The 21,400-nt window shown below is 69.9% G+C and carries 22 protein-coding genes; 6 read left to right on the forward strand and 16 right to left on the reverse strand.

What is annotated here, in order from left to right; all coding sequences use genetic code 11:
• Nucleotides 1-257 precede the first annotated feature (257 nt).
• The 6 genes from ACWD0A_RS27575 (at nucleotide 258) to ACWD0A_RS27600 (ending at nucleotide 4,792) form a co-directional block, all read left to right on the forward strand.
• The gene (locus ACWD0A_RS27575) at nucleotides 258-749 is read left to right on the forward strand and encodes a hypothetical protein (protein ID WP_451302361.1); all 492 of its coding nucleotides are present in this window, start codon (nucleotides 258-260) and stop codon (nucleotides 747-749) included.
• A 271-nt stretch (nucleotides 750-1,020) separates the two neighbouring features.
• Complete coding sequence (locus tag ACWD0A_RS27580) at nucleotides 1,021-1,326, forward strand: hypothetical protein (protein WP_451302363.1); 306 nt, start codon at nucleotides 1,021-1,023, stop codon at nucleotides 1,324-1,326.
• Between the two features lie 86 nt (nucleotides 1,327-1,412).
• A complete protein-coding gene (locus ACWD0A_RS27585; protein ID WP_451302365.1) occupies nucleotides 1,413-2,411 on the forward strand; it encodes a hypothetical protein in 999 nt (332 codons plus the stop codon).
• 112 nt (nucleotides 2,412-2,523) lie between these two features.
• Nucleotides 2,524-2,781 (forward strand): hypothetical protein, encoded by a 258-nt coding sequence (locus tag ACWD0A_RS27590; RefSeq protein WP_451302367.1) that lies wholly within the window; start codon nucleotides 2,524-2,526, stop codon nucleotides 2,779-2,781.
• Nucleotides 2,781-3,515: a DUF6884 domain-containing protein gene (locus ACWD0A_RS27595; RefSeq protein WP_451302368.1), complete on the forward strand. Its 735-nt coding sequence runs from the start codon at nucleotides 2,781-2,783 to the stop codon at nucleotides 3,513-3,515. The genes ACWD0A_RS27590 and ACWD0A_RS27595 overlap by 1 nt, the downstream gene beginning before the upstream one ends.
• Before the next feature lie 281 nt (nucleotides 3,516-3,796).
• A complete protein-coding gene (locus ACWD0A_RS27600) occupies nucleotides 3,797-4,792 on the forward strand; it encodes an ATP-dependent DNA ligase (RefSeq protein ID WP_451302370.1) in 996 nt (331 codons plus the stop codon).
• Nucleotides 4,793-4,937: 145 nt separating this feature from the next.
• Here ACWD0A_RS27600 and mihF read toward each other — a convergent pair whose 3' ends face one another.
• The 16 genes from mihF to ACWD0A_RS27680 form a co-directional block, all read right to left on the reverse strand.
• Entirely contained in the window at nucleotides 4,938-5,252 is a 315-nt protein-coding gene (gene mihF, locus ACWD0A_RS27605; protein ID WP_451302372.1) for an integration host factor, actinobacterial type, read from the reverse strand.
• Nucleotides 5,253-5,675: 423 nt separating this feature from the next.
• Nucleotides 5,676-6,530, reverse strand: coding sequence for a tryptophan synthase subunit alpha (gene trpA / locus ACWD0A_RS27610; RefSeq protein WP_451302374.1), 855 nt, complete (start codon nucleotides 6,528-6,530; stop codon nucleotides 5,676-5,678).
• Nucleotides 6,527-7,765: an ATP-grasp domain-containing protein gene (locus tag ACWD0A_RS27615; protein WP_451302376.1), complete on the reverse strand. Its 1,239-nt coding sequence runs from the start codon at nucleotides 7,763-7,765 to the stop codon at nucleotides 6,527-6,529. The genes trpA and ACWD0A_RS27615 overlap by 4 nt, the downstream gene beginning before the upstream one ends.
• Before the next feature lie 215 nt (nucleotides 7,766-7,980).
• On the reverse strand, nucleotides 7,981-8,832 hold the full coding sequence (locus tag ACWD0A_RS27620) for a hypothetical protein (protein WP_451302378.1): 852 nt from the start codon (nucleotides 8,830-8,832) through the stop codon (nucleotides 7,981-7,983).
• Nucleotides 8,833-9,043: 211 nt separating this feature from the next.
• The gene (locus tag ACWD0A_RS27625; RefSeq protein ID WP_451302380.1) at nucleotides 9,044-10,246 is read right to left on the reverse strand and encodes an MFS transporter; all 1,203 of its coding nucleotides are present in this window, start codon (nucleotides 10,244-10,246) and stop codon (nucleotides 9,044-9,046) included.
• A 113-nt stretch (nucleotides 10,247-10,359) separates the two neighbouring features.
• Entirely contained in the window at nucleotides 10,360-11,514 is a 1,155-nt protein-coding gene (locus tag ACWD0A_RS27630; protein ID WP_451302382.1) for a peptidase M23, read from the reverse strand.
• A complete protein-coding gene (locus ACWD0A_RS27635) occupies nucleotides 11,511-12,113 on the reverse strand; it encodes a hypothetical protein (protein ID WP_451302384.1) in 603 nt (200 codons plus the stop codon). The genes ACWD0A_RS27630 and ACWD0A_RS27635 overlap by 4 nt, the downstream gene beginning before the upstream one ends.
• Nucleotides 12,114-12,482: 369 nt before the next feature.
• A complete protein-coding gene (locus ACWD0A_RS27640) occupies nucleotides 12,483-14,468 on the reverse strand; it encodes a hypothetical protein (protein WP_451302386.1) in 1,986 nt (661 codons plus the stop codon).
• Nucleotides 14,469-14,557: 89 nt separating this feature from the next.
• Nucleotides 14,558-15,109, reverse strand: a complete 552-nt coding sequence (locus ACWD0A_RS27645; protein ID WP_451302388.1) for a hypothetical protein — start codon at nucleotides 15,107-15,109, stop codon at nucleotides 14,558-14,560.
• 30 nt (nucleotides 15,110-15,139) lie between these two features.
• A complete protein-coding gene (locus ACWD0A_RS27650) occupies nucleotides 15,140-17,734 on the reverse strand; it encodes an ATP-binding protein (RefSeq protein ID WP_451302390.1) in 2,595 nt (864 codons plus the stop codon).
• The gene (locus tag ACWD0A_RS27655) at nucleotides 17,731-18,381 is read right to left on the reverse strand and encodes a cell division protein FtsK (RefSeq protein WP_451302392.1); all 651 of its coding nucleotides are present in this window, start codon (nucleotides 18,379-18,381) and stop codon (nucleotides 17,731-17,733) included. The genes ACWD0A_RS27650 and ACWD0A_RS27655 overlap by 4 nt, the downstream gene beginning before the upstream one ends.
• Nucleotides 18,378-19,237 (reverse strand): IS5 family transposase gene (locus ACWD0A_RS27660; RefSeq protein WP_451302414.1). Its coding sequence is split into 2 segments (ribosomal slippage): nucleotides 18,378-18,892 and nucleotides 18,892-19,237, totalling 861 coding nucleotides; the frame shifts between segments, so codons are not numbered across the junction. The genes ACWD0A_RS27655 and ACWD0A_RS27660 overlap by 4 nt, the downstream gene beginning before the upstream one ends.
• Nucleotides 19,224-19,472 (reverse strand): hypothetical protein, encoded by a 249-nt coding sequence (locus ACWD0A_RS27665; RefSeq protein ID WP_451302394.1) that lies wholly within the window; start codon nucleotides 19,470-19,472, stop codon nucleotides 19,224-19,226. Before ACWD0A_RS27665 ends, ACWD0A_RS27660 begins: the two co-directional genes overlap by 14 nt.
• On the reverse strand, nucleotides 19,469-20,041 hold the full coding sequence (locus ACWD0A_RS27670) for a hypothetical protein (RefSeq protein ID WP_451302396.1): 573 nt from the start codon (nucleotides 20,039-20,041) through the stop codon (nucleotides 19,469-19,471). The genes ACWD0A_RS27665 and ACWD0A_RS27670 overlap by 4 nt, the downstream gene beginning before the upstream one ends.
• A 15-nt stretch (nucleotides 20,042-20,056) precedes the next feature.
• The gene (locus tag ACWD0A_RS27675; RefSeq protein WP_451302398.1) at nucleotides 20,057-20,290 is read right to left on the reverse strand and encodes a hypothetical protein; all 234 of its coding nucleotides are present in this window, start codon (nucleotides 20,288-20,290) and stop codon (nucleotides 20,057-20,059) included.
• Between the two features lie 84 nt (nucleotides 20,291-20,374).
• Nucleotides 20,375-21,385 (reverse strand): conjugal transfer protein, encoded by a 1,011-nt coding sequence (locus ACWD0A_RS27680; protein WP_451302400.1) that lies wholly within the window; start codon nucleotides 21,383-21,385, stop codon nucleotides 20,375-20,377.
• Between the last annotated feature and the right edge of the window lie 15 nt (nucleotides 21,386-21,400).

The following is a 21,400-nucleotide window of genomic DNA, read 5'->3' on the forward strand; positions in this document are numbered from 1 at the left end:
CACGCTTCCCCGACCTGCGTGGCACACCTGCTGATCCGCTGCGCAGAGACAGTGCTATGCGCGCCGCGCAGGAGAAAGCCCAGGTCTAAGCGCCCTCTGCCAGCCACGATGCAGCGCCGCCATCTGCGCTGCCAGCCATAGCAGTTCAATATCTCACGACTCTTAAGACTTGCCCTTTGCGCACCCGGCCTGTAGTGTCCTAAGAGACGTTGGGCTGATGCCCGCAACTCACCCCAACCCGAGCAGACAGGACCCGTGTGCCCACCAGCGAACTCGCCTCGCTCCTCGAACACTCCGACACCGCCGGCCGGAGCGTCATTCGCGACGCTGCCGTTTCGGCCGGCCTGATGTGGAAGTGCCGCAACCCCGCGTGCAGCCAGCACAACCTCCGCGAAAAGGGCCTGTGCGGCAATTGCGGCTGGGACCGTCAGGGAAAGCCGCTGTCGGACGACCAGCCTGGCCTTTACGTCGCCCCTGACGAGCTCTGGGAGCAGTTGCGCGAGCAGATCGCCGAGCACCTTCGCCGCGAGGCGCTCGAGCCGCTGCCCGATGCCGTCACCTTCCCCTGGGTGAGCGAGTCCGACACCTCGCCGTGGTCGCTGACGGAACTGGTTCTCCATCGGGGCGGCACCACGACGATCCACCAGACAGCCCTCGGCGGCACCGAGATCGAAGAGACGCTCGATGAGATCGCGCTCGCCGTAGAACCCAGCTACCTCGAAGCCCTGCGCATCATGTTGCCCCGCTGACCCACTCCGCCGCCCGGTCCAAGCACCGCACTGCCCAGCCGTGCCGAGGAGGATCACGATCAGCGACCAGGATGCACAGCTCACGCTGCCCCTTAACCTGCCCGGGCGCCCGTCCCTCTCCGTGGCCACCCGCGTTCTCGAACACGGCCAGACCCGCTACGCCGTGCGCGCCCGGCGCAAACGGGGCACCTTCATCTTTGCCCCGACACGTCATCCGGCGAGGCGATCACATCAACGACTGCCAGATAACGGGTGGTTGGAGCCACGGCGGGTGCAGCGACGTACGCACAGCACCGGCCTCGGTGCGTGCCCCCGGTCCTACCGCACAGCACTGTGGAGCAGTCTTGCGGGAGCTCGCCCCTACCTTCTTGGCCGGCCCGATCTGACAGCGCTGCGTATCGCGGCGGGCAAGCAGAAGGCCGCCGCCAGTCGCGCCGCAGTGAACCAGGAACTCGACCGGCTCCGCGCACGGGAAGCACGCGTGAGCCGTCGGCTGCGCATCCGCCCCACCCTCGAGGCCCACTTCGCCGCCTATCTCCCTCAAGTCCCGGCAGAGGTGAGCACCCGTGCCGCATAACCGCTGTCGGCCGGACCTGCCCAGAGGCCCGCCGGCCTGCTCCGCTCCGCTCCGAGACCCGACCACGACACGCACGAAGGACACGCATGACCCATCGTCCCTACGTCGAGATCCCCCGGCCGTACGAGTACAGCCCGGGCCGCTTCGACGTCGAGCTGACGTTCCCGGCATCCAGTCGCCAGCGCGCCGAACAGCACCAGAGCATCGCCTGGGAACTCGCCCGCATTCACGACGTCGAAGCCCAGACGCCCTACAAGCTCAACCCGCGCTGGAGCGTGTACGAGGAGCAGTGGGGCAATGGTGAACGCCACGGCAGCCTCGACCACCGCCGGTTGAAGGTGCACGGCAAGCCGCGCTCCCTGGCCCGCTACCTTGCATCGCTGCGCAGGGTGCTGACCGCCCTCGAGCGGCTGGCAACCCGCGCTGCCCGCGCCTTCGGCAGCTGGCGTCGCTCCCTGCTCGCCCAGCTGTCGGGGCACCTCGAGTACGAAGACCCGACGACCCTGCGCATCCGCGCGAAGGACTTTCGCAGCACGACCCTGACCGCTCTGACCGGGTTCCTTGCTCAAGGCGCGGCCGACGCTGGCCACCGGGACCCGTCCCGTCCACTGTGGGAGCAGGCAGGCGCGGTCGCGGCAGAAGTCTGGGCGGAGGCTGGCGGCGTCAACGCCTGGGAAGTCGCCGACCATGAGGTCCAGGCGGAGCTGCAGCGCATGCTTCGCGTCGACCTGTCCGTCGTCGAGGACCCGCAGACCACATCGACGCCGCGGGTCCCGGACACGGTAGACGAGCTGCTGGAACTCTCAGGGCCCGCCGACCAGGCTCCCGTTGAACAGATCACCGTCCCGCACCCGACGATTGCCCGCACCGCAGCTCCTGTGGAGGCCCCGGTCGGGCGGGACACTGCAGCAAGCCCGCCGTCCTCGATCCGCAACGCCCGACGCCTCCAGCCCTTCCCGCCCCGGGCCAGCGGGTGGTACGGACATCCCGCCACTTCGCCGAGCAGGCCCGTAGACGGAGCGCTTCAGCGCCCGGCCGCCGCACCGCCCTGTGACCGGAGTCCTGCGCAGCCCGCAGCCGTCTGACCCTTTCCGTCCGCGGGGCGGAGACGGCACGCACCGGCTCCGCCCCGCGCCCAAGGAACAACCGCCCGATCTTCCCCCTTCCGGCCCGACCTCCCGCAAGGAACACTCTGCAGTGACCCTCAGCCCGACCTGCGCGCGCATCCTCGACAGCAACACCGACGGCATCGTCACCGGCCACGCCGCCGCAATGGCCCGCCTCCGCGCCGACAAACTCGTCGCTCCGGCGCCCGATGGAAGCGGCGTGCACCGCATCACGGAGGCCGGATGGCAAGCCTTGCACGAGTGGCGCCGGGACCACGAGCACGCGCCGGCCCCGCACTGGCGCACCTCATACCCCGCAAGTTGCCGGGCAAGCAGCACGAGGCTGTGATGACCGCCGCCCGCCGCCCCGACCAGCGCGTCCCGGGCAGGGACGACCACGACGTCTACTGGAGCGGGCAGCCGTGGTTCCGCGGCCCCACGCTGCGTGCCGTGTACGAAGCCGGATACGCCGACATCCGCCCGAGGCCCTGGGACCAGGGTCCGGTGTCCTACGAAACCACCGGCCGGTCCCTGTTCCTGACCCCTGCCGGGCGGGAGTACGCCCGGTTGCGCGGCAACGTTGATATCAGCCCCCGCCGGATCGTGATCATCGCGTGCGGATCGCGGAAACGGCCCGTCCCTGAGGGGCAGCGCCAGGGTTGGCCGGCCGGCGACCTCTACACGGGTCAGTACCACGCATCCCTGCGACGAGCAGCTGACGCCCTCACAGATCAGTCCCTGATCCGCATCGCCTCAGCGCGACACGGTCTCGTCGAGCTCACCCGCCCGCTGCACCCCTACGACGTCACCATCGGCGACCCGAAGGCCGTGACCGCCGAGAAGATGGCGAACCACACCGCTGAGCTCGGCCTCGACGACGCACACGTCATCTTCCTCGGGGGCACCGAGTACGCCGCCCTCCTGCGCCCTGCCGTGCCGCACCTGCACACCCCGCTGACCGGGGGAATGGGCGCTCACCGCGGACTGTGCAGACAAGCCAGCAAGGAAACTGCGGTGCGGGAGACCTGGTGGAAGCAGGCCGCCGAATTGCACGCGCAGCACCGGACATCAACGAAGAGCTGACAGCACGCCGCACTGCACCGAGGGCGGCGCACGGATCAGCCGTCGGGGTGCGCCTGGGTCTGCAGGCGCCAACGGTCTCCAGAGCAGTTGCTGGGCAGCGGCGGAAATCGGTGTCCCCTCACATCAGGCCGAAGGGGAAACCTCGAGCGTGCCGGACACCCGATAGCGTCGCGCTGATCTTCCGCCCGGGGGCTGGTTCGCGCTCGCTGGCCGACTCACCTCCTCACTGGAAGAAGCGACGCCTCCGCTTGTCGCGGCCGCCTTCGGTGTAGAACAGCGGGATGGTGCTCAAGGTGCCGGAGGTCATGCTCGCTCGGGCTGTGGAGTCGCTTCCCGAGGGCGCCTACGGGTTCGAGGCGAAGTGGGACGGCTTCCGCTGCCTGGCGGTTCGGGCGGCCGGCACGCAGACACGGTTGCTGTCGCGCAACGGCACCGACCTGACACGGTCGTTCGCCGACATTGCGGCGGCAGCCGACAGAGACCTGCCCAAGGACCAGGACGTCATTCTCGATGGCGAGCTGGTCGTCTTCCGCGAAGGCAAGCTGGCGTTCGACCGGCTGCAACGCCGCATGAACCGCGGGGCTGGAACCGTGGCACGCGAGATCGCCGAGGCGCCTGCTCACTTCGTGGTTTTCGACCTGCTGGCCTTCGGTCGCGATCTCACCACGTTTCCGTACCAGCAGCGCCGTCGCCGTCTGGAGGCGATGTTCAGCGAGCTCGAGTTGGGTCCGCCTTGGACGCTGTGCCCGATAACCCTCGACCGTGCCCAGGCCGGTGAATGGATGACACGGTGGGCGGTCGCCGGGATCGAGGGCGTGGTCGCCAAGCCGCTGGGCCAGCCCTACCGTGCGGGACAGCGGGGGTGGCTGAAGGTACGCTCGCGCAGCACCAGCGAGGGTGTTGTGGGCGCCATCACCGGGACGCTTCTCCGGCCCTCCAGCGTTCTCCTCGGCCGCTTCGACGACGTCGACCGCCTTCGATACATCGGGCGCAGCACGCCCGTATCCGCGGATGTCCGGCAGACCCTTGCCGACCGGCTGACGCCCGCTGTCGGGGACCACCCTTGGACGGGGGCGGTGTTCTCCGCGGCCTGGGGCCGGGCGGAGCCGCTGGACACGACGCTGGTAGAGCCCGTACTGGTGGCCGAGTTCAGCGGGGACACAGCCATCGACTCGGGCGGCCGGTGGCGGCACCTGGTGCGGGTTCTTCGGATCCGCACCGACATGCAGGTGAGCGAGGTGCCGCGCTTCGGCGACACGAGCGGCGGCCTGCGGTAGGGGTCCAGCCTTGTCCCGCCGACCGGAGCCGGCACCGGCGTCGCCGGTAGAAGGCGTGGGCCTGTGCAAAGAGGACGGAAGCCGCTGCCATCTGCGGCTTCCGTCCTCGCAGCGAGTACCGCACCGCTGTCGTACGGAGACCTTGTCAGGCGGGCGTGGGGAACTTCTCCAGCAACTGCTGCCGCTGTCGGGTGCCCAGGCCCTGGACGCGCCGTCCGTCCGCGATCTGCAGTTCCTCCATGATCTGGCCGGCGCGGGCCTTGCCCACGCCCGGAAGCGCTTCAAGGAGGCGGCGGACCTTGGTCTTGCCGATGACCCCCGAGTCTCCCTCCAGCACGTCGTGAAGGGAGCGCTTCTGGCTCTTCAGGTCCTCGAGGACTGCCGCGCGCTCCTTGCGGACTGCGACTGCCTTCTGCAGCGCTTCCGAGCGCTGTTCCGGCGTCAAGGTGGGGAGTGCCATGAGAGGAGACCTTTCTTCATCTGATCGGATCACGGCCAGGTTCGTCTTGCCGTGGCAGGTTGAACAGTCAGGCGAACCGCATGGGGGCAACGCGTCACCGCTGGCGGTCGGCTGCCCGGTGTTCTTCCTGACACTCCTCGTCAACGACCTCTGCCGCGCCCGGGTCGCTGAAGACGGGTTCGACGAAGACGTGCCGGAAGTCGGGCAGGGGGGCAACTGGAGGCTGCCGGCGATGCGGAATCGGCTCACCCGTGCGTGGGGTCGGTGTGGGGGTCAATGGTGCTCCTGGTGTCATGAGTTGCGCTGGGTGACGGGCTGGCATGCGGCTCAACTGTCTGCCAGGGAAGAAGTGCGAGCGAAACCTGCGGCGCCAACGACATTGTGCCGCACAAGCGTTCGAGATGAGGCGTGGCGCGCGACAGCTCAGTCGGCGTGCAGCGAATCGGCGAACGCGGCGACGTTCTGCGCAGCGGCACGTAGGCCGGCGGACGCGCCGAGTTGGAGTAGGGGCCGCACGATCGGAGTCCCCACCACCACTCCGTCCACGAGCCCTTGCACCGTGGCGGCCTTTGTCGGCGTTGAGATCCCGATGCCGGTTACGACCGGCGTCGTGGCGGCGACGCTGCGCAGCCTGTGGGTGAAGGTTTGCAGCTCGATGATGTTCAGGGCCCCGGTGTAGCCGGTACGTGCGTCCGCCGCTGGAGCGTACAGCCAGCCGGATGCCCGGGCGGCGACCTGACACAGTTCAGCGTTGGTGGCGTCGCGTCGGACGAAGTGGGGAGTGTGGATGCCGGCGACGCGGGCGGCTGCCACCCAGGAGTCGGCGTGCTTGTCCGGCAGGTCCACAATCATGGCGCCGGCTGCCCCGGCGGCGGCAAGGTCGTCGGCGAATCGGTCTACTCCGTAGGCGCGGACAGGAGCCCAGTAGGTCATCACGACGACGGAGGCCGTCGTCGTGACCGCGGCCCGGTGGACGGTTTCCAGCGCTTCGACCACTCCCGTGCCGTGGCCCAGTGCTGCCTGGTAGGCAGCTGTGATCAGCGCCCCGTCGTAGACGGGGGCGGTGTGGGGGATGCCGACCTCGAGGATGCCAGCGCCGTGGGCAGCGAACAGGCGCAGCGCGATCACGTCGGAGCGGGCATCAGGGAAGCCGGCAGGCAGGAATACACCGAGCTGCGGGCGGGGCCCGTTGAGGCGTTCGGTGAGCCAGGCGGCTGCGGGAGTGAGCCGGCGTCCGCCGTACGGGAGTGTCGGTGTCAGCCGGGCTGCGGGCATCATGCGGCCCGGGCCATGGTCGTCCGCACTTCGACCAGGGCCCGTGAGAGGACGTCGTCGAGGCGCCGGCGGACGTCGTCGGCGGTCTTTCCGGTCGCGATGGCGAAGCCGGCGCGGATGCTGTTGGGAGTGTGCGGAGAGGGGGTCAGGCTGACTTCGTCGCCGATGTCGCACAGCCAGTGGAACTGCTCGAGGCGGCGGTCGTCGCCGTCTCGCAGGGACAGCCCCGTCACGATGCCGGAGCCAGGCGGGTAGACCATCCCGATGCCGGCGGAGCGCTCCACGGTCGGCTGCAGGTCTGGTGTGCGCCCGAGAGCAAGGTCTGCGGCAGCCTTCGCGAGGTCGATGCCAGTGGCGTAGCGCACGAGCTCGCCGATGCGGTCACCGCCGAGGCGTGCGTTGACTTCGATGAGCCGGGGACCACTCTTCGTGAGCTTCATCTCCACGTGACTGACTCCGTGCGTGATGCCGATGGCGCGGAGTGCTGCAGCTGCGGTCGGCGCCACGCTTTTGAGGAGCGGGTCGCACGCGGTGACGACGTGCCCCGTCTCCATGAAGTACGGGGCAAAGCCGAGGGACTTATGGGTGACGGCTACCGCCGTGGTGCCGCCGCGCTCCGTCACGGTCTCCACCGATATTTCGGGGCCCTCGAGGTACTCCTCGAGCAGCACGCCCTGGCCCTCCGGCCCTTGGTGCTCCGCGCTCTCACACGCGATGGCCCAGCACGCGGGAAGGTCGGTAATCGCGTCGACGCGGACCACGCCCATGCTGCCGGCGTGGGAGACGGGTTTGAGGACCACGGGATAGTCGCCGATCCGCTCGGCGGCCGCAGCCGCGGCTTCCATGCTGTGCACCCAGGTGAAGGCCGCGGACGGCACGTCTGCGGAAGCGAACAGCTGACGGCTCGTGGCCTTGTCCCGTGCTGCCGCGACAGCCGTCGATGTGTTCCCTGGGAGGGACAGGTACTCGGCGAGCCGTGCACTCGTGGTGAGGAGGTACTCGTCGAAGGTGACGATGCCGGCGAGGTCCCAGCGCCGGGCCAGCCGCTCGGCCGAGGCGCATACAGCGGTGAACTGGTGCAGGTCGGCGATCTCATGGTCGACGATGTAGGGCTTCTGCCACGTCGGTTCCTGCCGGTCCAGGAGGAGCACTGGGTGGTCGGAAGCGGCTGCCTCGAGCATGTAGCGGCGCATCAGCTCGGGAGACGATCCGACGACGAGCAGCATGGGGTGGGACATGGGCGACTCTTCCTCATGGGTGTGGGGTCGAGGGCAGCGGCCACGCTGATGTTCAGGGCGAGTAGCGCACGGCGATGAGGTCCGCTGGCGCCCGCTCGGGGAGCCAGGCCATCGACGGTGAGCGGGACTGAACGGCGTGCCGACCGCGCGGGGGCTGGCCGAGCCCGGGAGGCGTGGGGCGCGCGTGGGCCCCACGCCTCGGGTACGAGCGGTGATCAGGACTGGCTGCTGCTGGCTTCCGAAGTCGTGCGCCTGCGCTGCGCTACGCCCGCGCCGACGGCCGCGATGCCTGTGGCGAGCAGGACTCCTGTGGCGAGACCGAGCTCGGTGGTGCCTGCAGAACCGGTCGATGCCAGGGCGTCGTCAGCGACCGGCTGCGCGATGTCGGTCGGTGCGCCATCCGGGTCACCCTCGCCCGAGGGCTCGTTGTTCGGGGCCTGGGTGTCGTTGTCCGGTCCGGTGCTCGGCGCTCCGTCTCCGGGAGCCGGCGTGGGAGCCGGGTCCGGCGTCGGGTCGGTCGGGTCCGGGTCCGGCGTGGGATCGGTGCCGGGGTCCGTGGGGTCGGGGTCTGGTGTCGGCTCGGTCGGGTCCGGGTCCGGCGTCGGCTCGGTCGGGTCCGGGTCCGGCGTGGGATCGGTGCCGGGGTCCGTGGGGTCGGGGTCCGTGGGGTCGGGGTCCGGCGTGGGATCGGTCGGGTCCGGGTCCGGCGTCGGATCGGTCCCGTCGCCCGGGTTGGTGGGGTCGGGGTCCGGTGTCGGGTCCGTGCCGTCACCAGGATCGGTCGGGTCAGGATCGGGGGTCGGGTCCGTGCCTTCGCCCGGGTCGGTCGACGGAGGGTCCTCGCCGGGGTCGATGAGGTCGGCAATGGTGTCGATGGGGTTTGGGGCCTCCTCCACGACGGCCGGCTGTTCCGCGCGCTGGGGCGCGTCGGGAGTTGTCGCGGTCGACTTCGCGTCTGCTGCAAGGTCTGCGGCAGAGGCACTCGGCGCGGCGAACAAGCCCGCGGCCGCCGTCAGTGCGACGGAGGCCGCGACGCGCCGCAGCAGGCGGGATCGGGTTCTGCGCATGAAAGGGGTCGCCTCTCCAGTGGGATGAATAGCGGCAGGGGCCTTCGCTGCGACCGCGAGGCCGCAGGCCGTGATCCATCCTGTGCCGAAGTGCCTGTGGATAGATTTCTGCAGCGCAGGGGGCCTCTCCGTGCCCGGCACGCGACACCCGACATCCGGCAAGCACCTCTAAATTTGCCCTAATTAGCACCAGTTCTGAGGCCGCTCCCGTTCATGGAGATTCGGGAGCGTGTCGGGTCAGGCGGTCGCGGGCGGCAAGGACAACGCTCAGGGCAGCGGCTGCTCCGGCGAGAGGCAGCACGGGTCCACCCAGGGGGTGGTGGGCGAGTGTGCCGGCGAGGGCAGTCCCTGCGGCGGAGCCGACTCCGAGAGAGAGGATCAGCCAGGCGTAGGCGGTGGTGACCATTTGGGGCGCGAGTTGCTCTGCCAGCAGAAAGGCGGATGCGACTACGAGCGGGAAGAAGGCGCCGGGCCAGGCGGTCAGTGCGGTCGCGGCCGCCGGGCCGGTTGTCGCGAATACAGGGATCCAGCAGACCGCGAAGCCGACGGTGAACAATGCCAGTTGTGACGCGGTGCTGGCCGCCCAGGTGCGGCGGCCGAAGACGTACGCGCCGATGAACGACCCGGTGGAGAAGACGGCCGGCATGAGGCCGGACAGCAGGTCCATGTCGTGGTCGTCGGCGAGAGTGACAGCCCAGACCTGCAAGGCTCCGACCGCGAATCCTGTCGCGGCGAGGGTGAGAAAGAGAACGCGAAGACCTCGGTGACGCAAGGGGCTGCATGGTTCGCTGCTGTTGCCGGTCCTGGCTCGCCAGGCAAGTGACGGTGCGGAGGTGAGAACGACCGCGGCGCCCGCAAGACCAAGAGCGGCGGTGGCGGTCAGGGCGCATGCGGAGCCCCAGACGCTGGCGATGGCAGCGACCAGCATGGGGCCAGCAATGTGGAGGAACCCTTGGGTCCCGGTGTCGAGGGCGAGTGCTGCCCTGCGTTCCGCCGGCCGCGCGATCACCGTGGCCCACAGGGCACGCAGGCCGGCCTCGAGCGGTGGAGTGCAGGCCCCGGCAACCAGGACGCATGTCGTGGCGAACGTGGCCGGCGCCGAGTGTCCGACGGCCAGCGCCAGCAGACCGCTCGCATTGATGACGACGGCGGCGCCCGAGATACGGGTCTGTCCGTAGCGGGCGAGCAGACGGCCTTTGACCGGCTGCGAAAGAGCGGACGCCAGAACGTACAGCGCGCCAAGGAGGCCGCCGAAGGCGAGGGTGCCGCCGCCCGCGGTGATGTGGAGCAGGATGGCGATGGGCGCCATGGTGTTGGGGAGCCGGCCGACGAGCGTGCCGGCGAGGAGCCGCAGGACGTACGGGTGGCGGAGGACGGCACCGTAGGTGACAGGTCCAACGGTCGGCGTGGTCACACGTGAAGTGGTGGGCGTAGTCATGGAGATTCGGGGTCCTCTCGCGATGGGAGCGGCGCTGCGCGGCGGATCGGCTCTGCGTGCGCCGCGATCTCGCGGGCGCGCGGGGTTGGTCACCCGGCACGGGGAAAGTAGGGCGGCGTCCAGCCGATGTACTTCGCTCCCCATTTCGACTCGAAGAGGCCGGCGTCGACGATGTCGATGTAGTTGGGCCGCAGGATGTCGTTCGAGGCCACTTGCCCGTTGCCGAGGTAGACGGCGATGTGCCCGGCCCGGCGGCCGGTGTCCCAATACATGAGCGCGCCAGGCGGGGGGTTGCGGTCGCCGTCGTGGCGCATGTCCGCGGGTACGACCGTGTAGTGGTCGATGGCGTAGTCGACGCCGCTGAAGTTCCAGCCGTAGACGATCGCGGTGTAGGCAAGGCAGCGCTGGTACCACAGGCTCGTGGAGTTGACGCCTGCGTTCGCTCGCGCCCAGATGATGGCCTGCTCCACGGTGCGGGGGTTGTTCAGCTCCCACGTCGCGGTGCCGTCGGTGAATGTTCCGCCTCCGCCCGTGGGGGGCTTGGCGTCCTCGCAGGTGCTGGGGGCATCGCCGGCGGCGTCGGCTGCTGGGGTGCTGCCGCCGGCACCCGATCCTGCACGGCCGAGGTCGATGCCGGCTTCCCTGGCCAGGGTGCGCATGGCGCTCTCGTGGCCGGCGTACAGCTCGGGGTGGTCGCTGTTCTGCACGTCCTGGGCGACGTCGCCGGGGGGCCGGGTCTGCCAGTTCTTGATGTCGACCAAGCCCTTGTTGCCGCCGCGGCCCTGGAAGAAGGAGGTGGCTGCGAACTCCGGGTTCATGATCTGGGCGCGTGTTCCCCACTTCTGGGAGGGCCGCTGCTGGAAGAGGCCGACCGAGTCCCGGTCGCCGTGGTCGAGGTTCTGCAGAGTCGATTCCTGCATGGCGGTCATCAAGGCGATCAGGGTTGCTTTCCCGGGCAGGCGAAGTCGCTCGGCGACGGTGTCGATCGTCTTGGCGTGCGCCCGTTGCTGCTTACGGAGGCTGCCCGTGGCGGGCGGGCTGCCGCTGTCGGGTGCGACGGCGCCCGTGCCGGCACCGGTGTCCTCGCACGAGGAGGCGGTGGCGGCGGGCATCGGCATGAGCATCCCCATCAGCAGCAGCCCGGCGAGGAAGAGAACGCCGGCGGCGACGCCGACCTTGAGCATCAGCCCCTTCTTGGCAACGCCGGCGGCCTGCAGGGCGACCTGTGCGACGTCCTGGCTCACGGCGTCTCCTCGACGCCGAGGACTCGCGTGACCATCCACGGCTGGCCGACGTCGGCGCGTGACACCTCGAGGGTCAACTGCCGGGTGTAGCTGTAGTCGTCGGTTCCTTCGACGTCGATGCGTACTGTGGCCTGCCGGTAGATCCGGATCGACGTGTCGGGGGCGGGCCGGTCTGCAGCCGGTGGCCGGCCGATCGTCACCTGCGACGGTGTGGCCGAGGTGGCTTGCGCGGCGACGAGCTGGTTGAAGTCGAGGTCGTCATGCCGACGCAGGTTGTCGACCAGGGCAGTGGAGGCGAACGGTGAGGCGCGCTGGACGGATGCTGCGTGCGTGCCGTCCTGCGCTGGCTTTCGTGTGGTGTATGCGGTGACGAAGGAATGGGCGATCTCGTCCGGCGTGGCGGGGACTGCGACAGTCGCGCTTGCCGAGGGCGTCGGCTCGGCTGTGCTGCTCAGGGTCGGCGCGGCCGGGGCCGTGGGGGCGGAGGCCGCGTCGGTGCGTCCGCCGTTGTGCTCCTGGTCCGGCCACAGCCATGCCGCGCCGGCCACCAGGCCCGCGACGACGAGAGCGACGATCGGCACGGTGACGGGAGTCGGCACGTTCCGGCGTTCGGTCCTGACCCACTGGGTGCGTGCCTCACGCCGAGCGGAGCGCCAGGCCTTCCGGGCACGACGGCGCCGAAAGTAGGGCAACTCCTCGAGGTGCTCGGGCGGAGGGTCGTCGCGTAGGAGCTGTCGCCACTGGGCGGCGGAACGCGCATCGCCGTGGCGGGCACGCTTCGTCGACGGGACCTCGCGGGTGTCAGGTGAAGGCTGGGGATGCTCGGGAGTGGTCATGTCGGCTCCGTAAGTGCGCATGGCGGCATGGCGAGATGGCCCCGGGGCGGTCCGGCCGTCTGCCGACGGCCGGACCGCGGGGGTCTCACAGGAAAGGGAGGGGGTGTCAGGAAAGTCCGGTCGTAGCCCGGGTTATGAAGCGGGCCCTCGACCCGGCGGGAGCTCCCTGCGGCTCACGGACCGTGGCGCGGGCGGCCTGGTCGTGGAGGAGCGCTGCGGCGGGGCCGGCGGATAGGTCCTGAACCGAGCCCCGACGGGATTCGGCGGGTCCACGACCTGGCCGCGGACGACCCTGGGCCCGTTCTGGCGCGGGTGGTGCGGAATCCCGGACGGGTCGGGAGCGCCCGGGCGGACCGGATATCCGTTGCGCGCGCCACTGGCGGCCGCGCGTTGGCGGGCCAGGTCTGCCTTGGCGGAGCGTGCCGCCGTGGGGTCGACGGGCGGCCGGGCAGGACTGCCGGGGCCGGGCCCGCCGCCAGGCGGGCTGCTGGGGCCGCGGCTGCTGGGTCCTCCTGGACCGCCGGGCAGCCCGGGCCGTGTGGCTGCGTGGTTGCCGTACGAGCCGGCCGGCGCCTGCTGGTAGCCGGGCGGAGGCGGGTAGGTCCGGGCGTTGGGGACGCGGATGTTCTGGCTGGCACCTCCGCTGCCGCCTGCCGTGGGCGGGGCCTGGGTTGTCCAGTCCTCGCTTCGCCCGCCGCGTCCCCGCAGAGCGCCGCCCATTCCGGCGAGGCCTCCCATGAGTCGGCCGCCGCGTCGCATCATGCCGACCAGGCCGCGGCCGCCGCCTCGGTTGGAGGAGCCGTTGGAGCCCAGCCGCCTGGCGAGGCGGTAGCGGGAGGCCATGGTGCCGACGGTGCTGAGGACGCCACGCCCGGCGAGCTGCGCGCCGCCGGCGGACACGATGCCGTCGAGTTTGCCCTTGAGCTTGCCTGCCATGGCCGCGGTGGCGATGTTCAGCATGGAGACGATCAGCCAGCCGTACACGTCCAGCAGGCTGACGAGGGCAAGGTTGACGATCATGACGCTGCCCAGCAGCATCGTCGACGTGAAGCTGACGACGGTCAGTCCGATGAGCGTCTCGAACCAGGACACCCCCCACTGACGCGGTCGGCCTGGAATGCACCACAGGCAGGCGAACACCACGCCACACACCAGGAGCATCAGCGCACCGAGCAGGCTGGCGAGGGTGGTGGCCGCGAGGACGATCACGAGGGCGGCGAAGATGACCGCGGTGATCAGTGCGGCGAGGAGGACGCCGATGCGGCCGGATGGGGTGTGGCCCTGGCGCCACTGGACCGCCTCGTGTCCGACGGTGTCCGTGTTCATGGCGTCGATCAGGTAGTTCTCGCGGTCCTTCATGTCGTTGCCGCGCTTGAGGAGTTCGGGTCCCCACCGCTTGCATGCTTCGATCGATCCGAGGTCTGCGATGCACCACGGTGTGGCGACGTAGGTGCGCCATACGGCGTCCGAGGCCTTGCGGAGGGTGTCGTCCTTCTGGATGCCGGTCATCGCGGGCTCGGGTGTGGGGAACGGCATCGCGTCCTTGGAGGAGCCTGAGAGGCCTCCGTCGATCGTCGTCATGGCGATGCCCGCGCCTGCCTTGCGTGCTTCGTCGACGCCGTTGACCCAGGTCTGCGGCGAGGTGAAGAAGGTCGAGGCGATGGCGGCTGAGGCTGCGACCCAGGCGAGTTGGCCGAGCATGCTCTGGTCCGACCGGCGTGCCCAGGCGATGAACATTCCGACCGCCAGGGCGGTGGGCAGGAACATCGTCGCCATGGGTGTGGCGGCCGCGCCGATCGCGCGCGAGATGGCGGGCTCGACCTCGGGCAGGCTGACGACGTTGAAGCACCACTGGGTGATCGTGACCGCCGCCCGGCCGACCATGATCAGGGCGTCCATCAGCAGCGACGCCACACCGTGCATGGTCTGGTCGAGGAGGTCGCCGCCGGTGAGGTCGGACGACAGCTGCTTGTCGAGCTGGTAGGCGGTGGGCCCGTACATCTCGAAGAGCGTGCCTTGACCGTTCGGCGGCTTGATCGGCGACGGCATCATGTCGCCGACGCCGCTCGGCTCGTACTTGTTGCCGTCGTCGGCGGCCGCGGCCGGCGCGGTGACCATGTAGGTGGTGACGATTCCGACGAACCACAGGAGCAGGGTCCGCGGCCGCGGGGCACGCCAGGCATTGATCCGCCGTCGGGCCCGGCGGATCAGTCCGTCTGTTGTGCCAGAACCGGTGCGACGGGGTCGGCGGTCTGCGCGTATCGCTCGCCGACGTCGGTCGTCTGCTCGATGAGCCACGTGTCACCCTCCTTCACGAGACGTAGTGCGTAGCGGAATTGGTCCTCGTCGGGCCGCTTCATGGTGGCCAGGGCGCCCTTGCCGGCCGGATGCGTCGCGGAGGCCGGGACGTCCTGCACGTGACTGATGGTGATGTCCAGCGCACCGCGGGACGGGTCGGTCGAACTGCCGGCGCTGATGGTCTCGCGCTCGGCGATGCAGCCCTGCAGCGTGCCGCCGTCCTTGTCGAAGTTCGGGCGGGCGGCCTTCGTCTGCAGCTTGCACATCGCGCTGGCGTTCGACGGCTCGACCGCCATCCAGGCATGCATGTAGTCGTGGGCGGACTTCGTCACCAGTTCGGTAGTGCTCGGCCCGGCGGCCGACTTGTCGGACGGCGAGTTCGACGACGAGCACGAGGCGAGGGCGGCTGTGGCCAAACCGGCCAGCACGGCAGCGGTGACGCAGCGGATACGCGGGTTCATGCGAGCTCCTTGATCGGTGGTTACGGGTGATCACGCAGCCTCCGATCCTGCCTTGACGAAATCGGCGCCTGCATCCGGCCCCTCGTCCTGCGGCTCCAACTCGACCTCAGCGTCGCTGCGTTGCTTCGCTTCGGTGTCTTCCGCCTGGTCCTTCGGGTTCGTCGACAGGGCACGCAGGAGCTCGGCGCTGGGCGCGTCCCACTGCATCGTCGCCACCCGGTCGGACCGGTCGCGGACGATGCAGTGACCGTGCCGGATGACGCCGCGGGCGGTCTTGCCGATGCCGTGGATCAGGGCACGGCTCGCTTCCCCGACGGGCAGGCGCAAGAGTTCGGCGAGCGCGTCCTGCTGGACCTTGGTGGACTGCTCGAATCCGAAGACCGTGGTGATGGCCTCCAGGACGCCGTCCAGCCCGAGGAGTGAGTGCGGGTCTTGACTGTCGATGGCCAGGCTCGTGTCCAGTGCCCGGCCCATGCGGGCGACCAGGTCCAGGAACCGTTTCCCGTCGTCGGTCCCGGTCAGCACGTGCACCTCGGGCACCGAGATGACCTTGGGCAGGTTCCGCAGGTCGGCCCGCGAGGAGGTATTGAGCGCGTAAGCGATCAACCCGCGCATCAGCGCGAGCGAGACGCGCTCGTTCATCGTCATGTCGGCCGGCCGCGTGCCGGCCTGCGGCATGGTCAGGCCCGGAACCTGCACCAACCACAGGCCCGGCTCCGGCCGAAGCGGCGAAGCTCCCTCGCTCGGTTTGCCCATCACCGGCGCCCCGAGTTGAGTCCGCGCGACCTCCGTCAGTGCTTGGCCCGCGTCATGGGCGAGTTCGTTGGCACTGTCCTTGAGCACGTCGAGCACTCGCCACGACGCGGGATCGTGGTGCTCGGCGACCTCGTTGGCCGCGCGCAGCAGGTGGGTCTCGACACCCTGGCCGCGCATGCGCTCCGGCAGCATGATCAGCATCTGAGAGACCACCTGCAGCGCCGCCTCGCCACGCGGCAGCATCCGGAACAGGTCTGCCACACCTGGGGTGTTGGTACCGCAGGTGACGTGGTGCGCGTTCAGCCCGAGGTACTCGCCGGCCTTCACCAGGCCGCCCTCGTCGCCCTTGAAGCCGAGCATCAACGCGAACGCGCCGCGCATTGCGGCCGTGAGGGTGGCGAGCATCATCGACGTCGTCTTGCCCCGGCCGGACCGGCCCAGGAAGGCCGTGGTCGTGGCATCACCGCGAGCACTGCCTGCGGTGATGTCGAAGCGGCACACCCCGGGTGTGGTTCCGGTCAGCAGCCCCGCGATCGGTCCCTCGTCGTCACCGGCCTCGCTGCCGCCCCAGAACATGGACGCGGCCAGCGCGTCGGTCTCGCGGATGTGCCCGAGGTCGGCGACGCGCAGCATGTCTCCGAGCTGGCTCTCCAGCCACATCTCCCGCTGCTCGTCCGCGGCGACGATGACGTCGATCGACAATCCGGCGAAGTGTGAGATCACCGCGTCGCAGCGGGCCTGCAGGTCCTCGAGCGAATCGGTGGAGGCGACCAGGAGCCGCGGGTGGTCCTCGAGGAGAGTCATGCTGTCGCGCGACATCCGCTGCCGCAGCGCCTCCATCGTGGCCTCGGTCTCCTCGGTCTCGGCGAGGGTCTCGCCCGCCGATCCCTCGGCTGCGCTGCGCCGCTGCTCCTTTGCCGACTGCCGCACTTTGTCGACCGCCTTGATCGCAGCGCCCTTGCGCCACACCGAGAACCGCACGCTCGCTTCCGGGCAGACCAGGAGCTCGTCGCCCGACGCGTGGGTGTAGCGGATCTCCGACAGGCAACGCAGCCACTCCTGCTCGCCCGGCGTGTACAGCTGCTCGGGGAACGACGGCATCGCGAGCATGGCCACCCACGCCGCGGTTGCGCCGCGGGCGTCGAGGAGCTGGACGTGGTCGGAGTGCGGCACGGCGCGGGACTGGGTCAGCCGCACCAGCGACGCGCCGGTGACCGTCGGCAGAGCGGGCGGCGCCGGCTGAGGCCGGTAGGACTCGCGGGAGACGGCCCAGGCGAGGAGTTCGACCGGTGCGATCCGCGCACGCCACGGAGTCGCCTCGAGCCGGCGCTCCAGCCTGCGGGCTGCGGCATCCAGTTGAGCGAGTTCACCTTCGGGCAGGCCGGTGTGGCGCAGGCCGAGTGCGGATGCGGCGGTGTTCTTCACTGTGGCGTTCGCGGCGGTCGACCGTTCACCGATCCTCACGCCGAGCAGGAGGTGGCGCTGCGGCAGGTCGAGGCCGTCCAGACGCGCGGCCCACATTGAGGCGAAGGCCTCGATGTCGCCTGCGGTGAACATCTCGTGCGCTTCGGTGCGGTACATCTCGCCGTCCAGCTGCGACCACACGACCTTCAGGTGGCAGTCGTAGCCGGGCAGGATCTTGCTGAGCGCCAGCGCGGCCGCGTCCTGCTCGACGTCCTGGGACTCCTCGGGCATCAGGTCGGTGTTCGCGGAAGAGAGCACGAACCAGGCCTCCGCGCTCGTGGTCGTGACGACGAGGCCGTCGGCCAACGCGACCAGCTGCGGTACGGGCATGAACCGTTCGGCGCCCAGGCCCAGCATCCTGCCCAGGCGCGATGCACCCTTCTTCGTCGTCTTCGCGGTGCTCATCGGTACTCCTTCGGAACGGAGCGACGCGCCCAGGCGCGGGCCTGGGACTCGCTCAGGTACAGGGCCTGCATGCGCCGGGCGGAGCCCTCGTGGACGGCGTGCATGCGGCCGGGGATGACGGAGTAGGGCGGCACGGGCCAGACCTCAGGAGCGATCCGGGTCCACATCGTGTCGCCGGCGTACGCCAGAACGCGGACGGGGAACCCGTCGCGGGCGTGGGTGCCGAGGTACGGCGGCAGGCCGCGGGTGTTCCCGGCGACGATCTGAATCCCGCTGTGGTGGCCGACTTCCAGCAGGATGCTCAGCGCTTCGACGGCGGGGGCCTCGTCGAGCTGCGTGTCCGCGTTGGTCTGCCCGAAGTGGTGGCGCAGCGCGTCCAGCAGCCGCTCACCATGCTCGATGACGATGATCCGGCGCTGGCTCCAGTCGTCGGCCACCTCGCCGTGTTCACTGCGCAGCCGGTCGAGCATGCCGACGAGGAACTTCTCGACGTCCTCGACACGGGAGTGGACGAGGGCCCCCGGAAGGGAGGTGGCCCACCGGTGAGAGGGGCGGCGACGGTCGAGATCGAGGAAGTCCACGTGCGCGCCGTGGTGCAGGGCCTGCGCGGCGATCGAGCGCAGAACCGTAGTAGGGTCCGTCTTCAAACGGATCTTGCCCAGAGCAGGAATGACGCGAGACTGACCGCTGCTTCGTACGAAGTGGCGGTCTTGTCGTATCTGGTGGCGATTCCGCGGAAGCCTTTGAGCCGGTTGAAGCAGCGCTCAACGATGTTGCGCCGACGGTAGATCTGCCGGTCGAATGCCGGTGGACGGCCTCCGCGCCGGCCTCGGTTGTGCCGGTGCCTTCGCTGGTCGGTCTTCTCCGGGATGGTGTGCGCGATGCCGCGTCGGCGCAGGTAGGCGCGGAAGCCTCGGGAGCTGTAGGCCTTGTCGGCGATGACCTGGTCGGGCCTGCAGCGTGGGCGGCCCTGACCGGTGCGTGGGACGCGGATGCGTTCCAGCAGGGGGCGTGCGCAGATGCTGTCGTGGCGTTGGCCGGGTGTCAGCAGGATCGCGAGGGGCCGGCCACGGCCGTCGCAGGCGAGGTGGACTTTGGTGGTCAGTCCTCCTCGGGATCGGCCGAGGGCGTGATCGTCCGGTTCGTCCGGCCGGTGGGTCCCCCTTTTCGGCCGGTGGCGGCGGCGTGCTGGTGGGCGCGGACGATCGTGGAGTCGATCTGCACCAGCCAGTCGATGTCGCCGGCCGCGTCGGCGTGAGCTTGGATCTGCTGGAGAGCCCGGGTGAACACGCCGTCCAGCGCGTAGCGGCGGAAGCGGGTGTAGACCGTCTTCCACGGCCCGTAGCGTTCCGGCAGGTCACGCCAGGAGATCCCGGTCCGGATCTTGTAGACCATCCCGTTGATGACCTGCCGGTCCGATACACGCGGTCGGCCCGTTGCAGCACGCGGTATCAGCGGAGCCAGCAACTCCCACTCCTGATCGGTGAGTTCATGACGGCGTATCACCCCACCATGATCCACCATCCGATGATCTTTGAAGACGGACCCTAGTTCCCCCAGCCCCGCCCGTGGCGACCAGGACGTGGGCGGGCTCAGCGGGCAGGAAGACAGGGTCGTCGCCGTCGGCCAGGCCGAGCAGGATCCGGTCGCCGTGCTGCAGCGCCCGGATGGTGGGTTCGTCGGACAGGTGCACCGCGCTGCGCAGCGCTTCGATGGGCATGGTGGTCTGGGCGGTCATGACGTCTCCAGGTCGGGGGTTGCTCGGCGCGTGCGACGCAGCCGCCGACGGGACTTGGCCACCGCGTCCGGCCCGTACAGCCGCACCCGCGGCCGGATACGGACAGGCGCGCCGGTCGAGTGGGCCGCATCCGGGCCCTTCGCCGCGAACAGCGCTCCGGCGCCCGGAACCTGCGGCAGGTGCGGCATCCGCTCGCCCAGCCGCCGCGCCCGAAGGCGAAGCCCGAGCCGCGGCGCGGGGATCCGGCCGCGACCGATCACCGGCTGGACACCGCGCAGGAGGTACTGCGCGTGCACCCCCCACACCAAGAGGTTCGTGCGCCGCCAGTAGGTGAGGGACCGCTTCGCGCCGGCGTACGTCAGCCAGATCGGCGGCAGGAGGAAGAAGGGGACGACCGGCTGGGCGGGGAAGCCGAACAGCACCAGCCATCCGGTCCACCACGTGCCGAAGAAGAGGAGCCCGTAGCGAAGGGTGGTGCGGGGGATGCCTTCGCCCAGGTCGATCCCGAGCAGCTCGTGCTGCCGGGTCTCCAGATCCCAGTGGCGTGTGTAGGTGCGGGATTCGCGCATCGTCGACCCGCCGGCTCAGGCGGCCGGGAAGATCGTGGCGATCTTCGAGCCGAGGAAGCTGAGGAGTGCGATGGCCTGGGCGGAGTTGAAGATGCAGTACGCGGCGACCGCGGCCCCGAGGATGCAGGTGACGAGCTTGCCCCACTCGCTCTTGCCCCAGTGGGCGAACGTGCGTATCGCGAGGACGGCGCCGAAGATCGACGCGACGATGCTGATGAGGTAGGAGGCCAGCTCGTTGTTGCCGCCCATGACTCTCCTTGGTCGGGTAGTGATACGAGGGATCGATCGGATGGGCAGCGCGAAGGCAGGGGCGCCGCCGGATGTGTGGCTGCACTACTGGGCCGACACGTGCCAGACCTGCCAGCGGGACGCGCCGTCCGCCCGGACTTCGGCGAGCGTCACGCGGTACGTCTGCTGCAGCTCCGCGCCGGCCAACTTCCAGCGGACGCTCGCCACGCCCGTACGCCGTGAGCCGGAGCCGCTGTGCACCGTCCACGTGTCGAGAGACTGCAGGTGCAGATCACTGCCCAGGGGCCCGATCTGCGCACCGGGCGCCGCCGCCTGGTCAGCCGTGCCGGCGACCCACGCCTTGAAGAAGTTCTCGACTGGCGTCCGCGTGGTGCCGGAAAGCACCGTGTCGGCCGTCGGCGGTTCCGGCTCGCGCCAGTCGACCGGCTGTTCCACACCGACGAGGGCCGGCTGCCCCGTCACCAGCACACGGCCGCTGCTGACGCCCACGGGCACCTGAAGTCGGCGCCATGACGAGACGGTTCGCGCCTTCGTCCCAGTGCCGGCAGTCGAGGAGACGCGCACGTCGACCGAGACCCGGGCGCGCCGCGGCGACGTCTGCACGACCTCGCCGGGGATGCTCTGGGCGACGAGCTGAACTCCCTGCCCGTCCCATCCGACCTGGGCGTCCGCGCCCTTCGGCAGATCTGCAGCCAGTTCCTTCTCCCGCGACTTCGGATCCTTCTCGTTCCACGTCATGTACGAGCGGGCGAAGCGGGCGGCGACCTGCTGCGCGGCGGCTTCCGGCACGTCGTCCTTCTGGGCTTCGGCCTGCGGGTCGGCCAGCTGTTGAGCTACCGGCGGATCCGGTGGGAAGACGATGCTGCGCACGCCGATGAAAGCGAGCAGGCCAATGACACTCCACACCACGAGGCGACCGGTCCGGCGCGCGATGACACTCCCTGAACGCTCATCCTCCTCAGCCCACAGGGGACTTCCCTCCCGTGATTCGACCGGCCGTGCATCGTTCTTTTCCTTGGATGCATGATCCGATCGGCCGGCGAGGGCTTCGGCAAGCTCGTCACCCCCAGCGGCGCTCTTCTTGGGAAGGTTCAAGACCTTCCGCCACCA

The sequence above is a fragment of the Streptomyces sp. NPDC002867 genome (genome assembly GCF_053591895.1).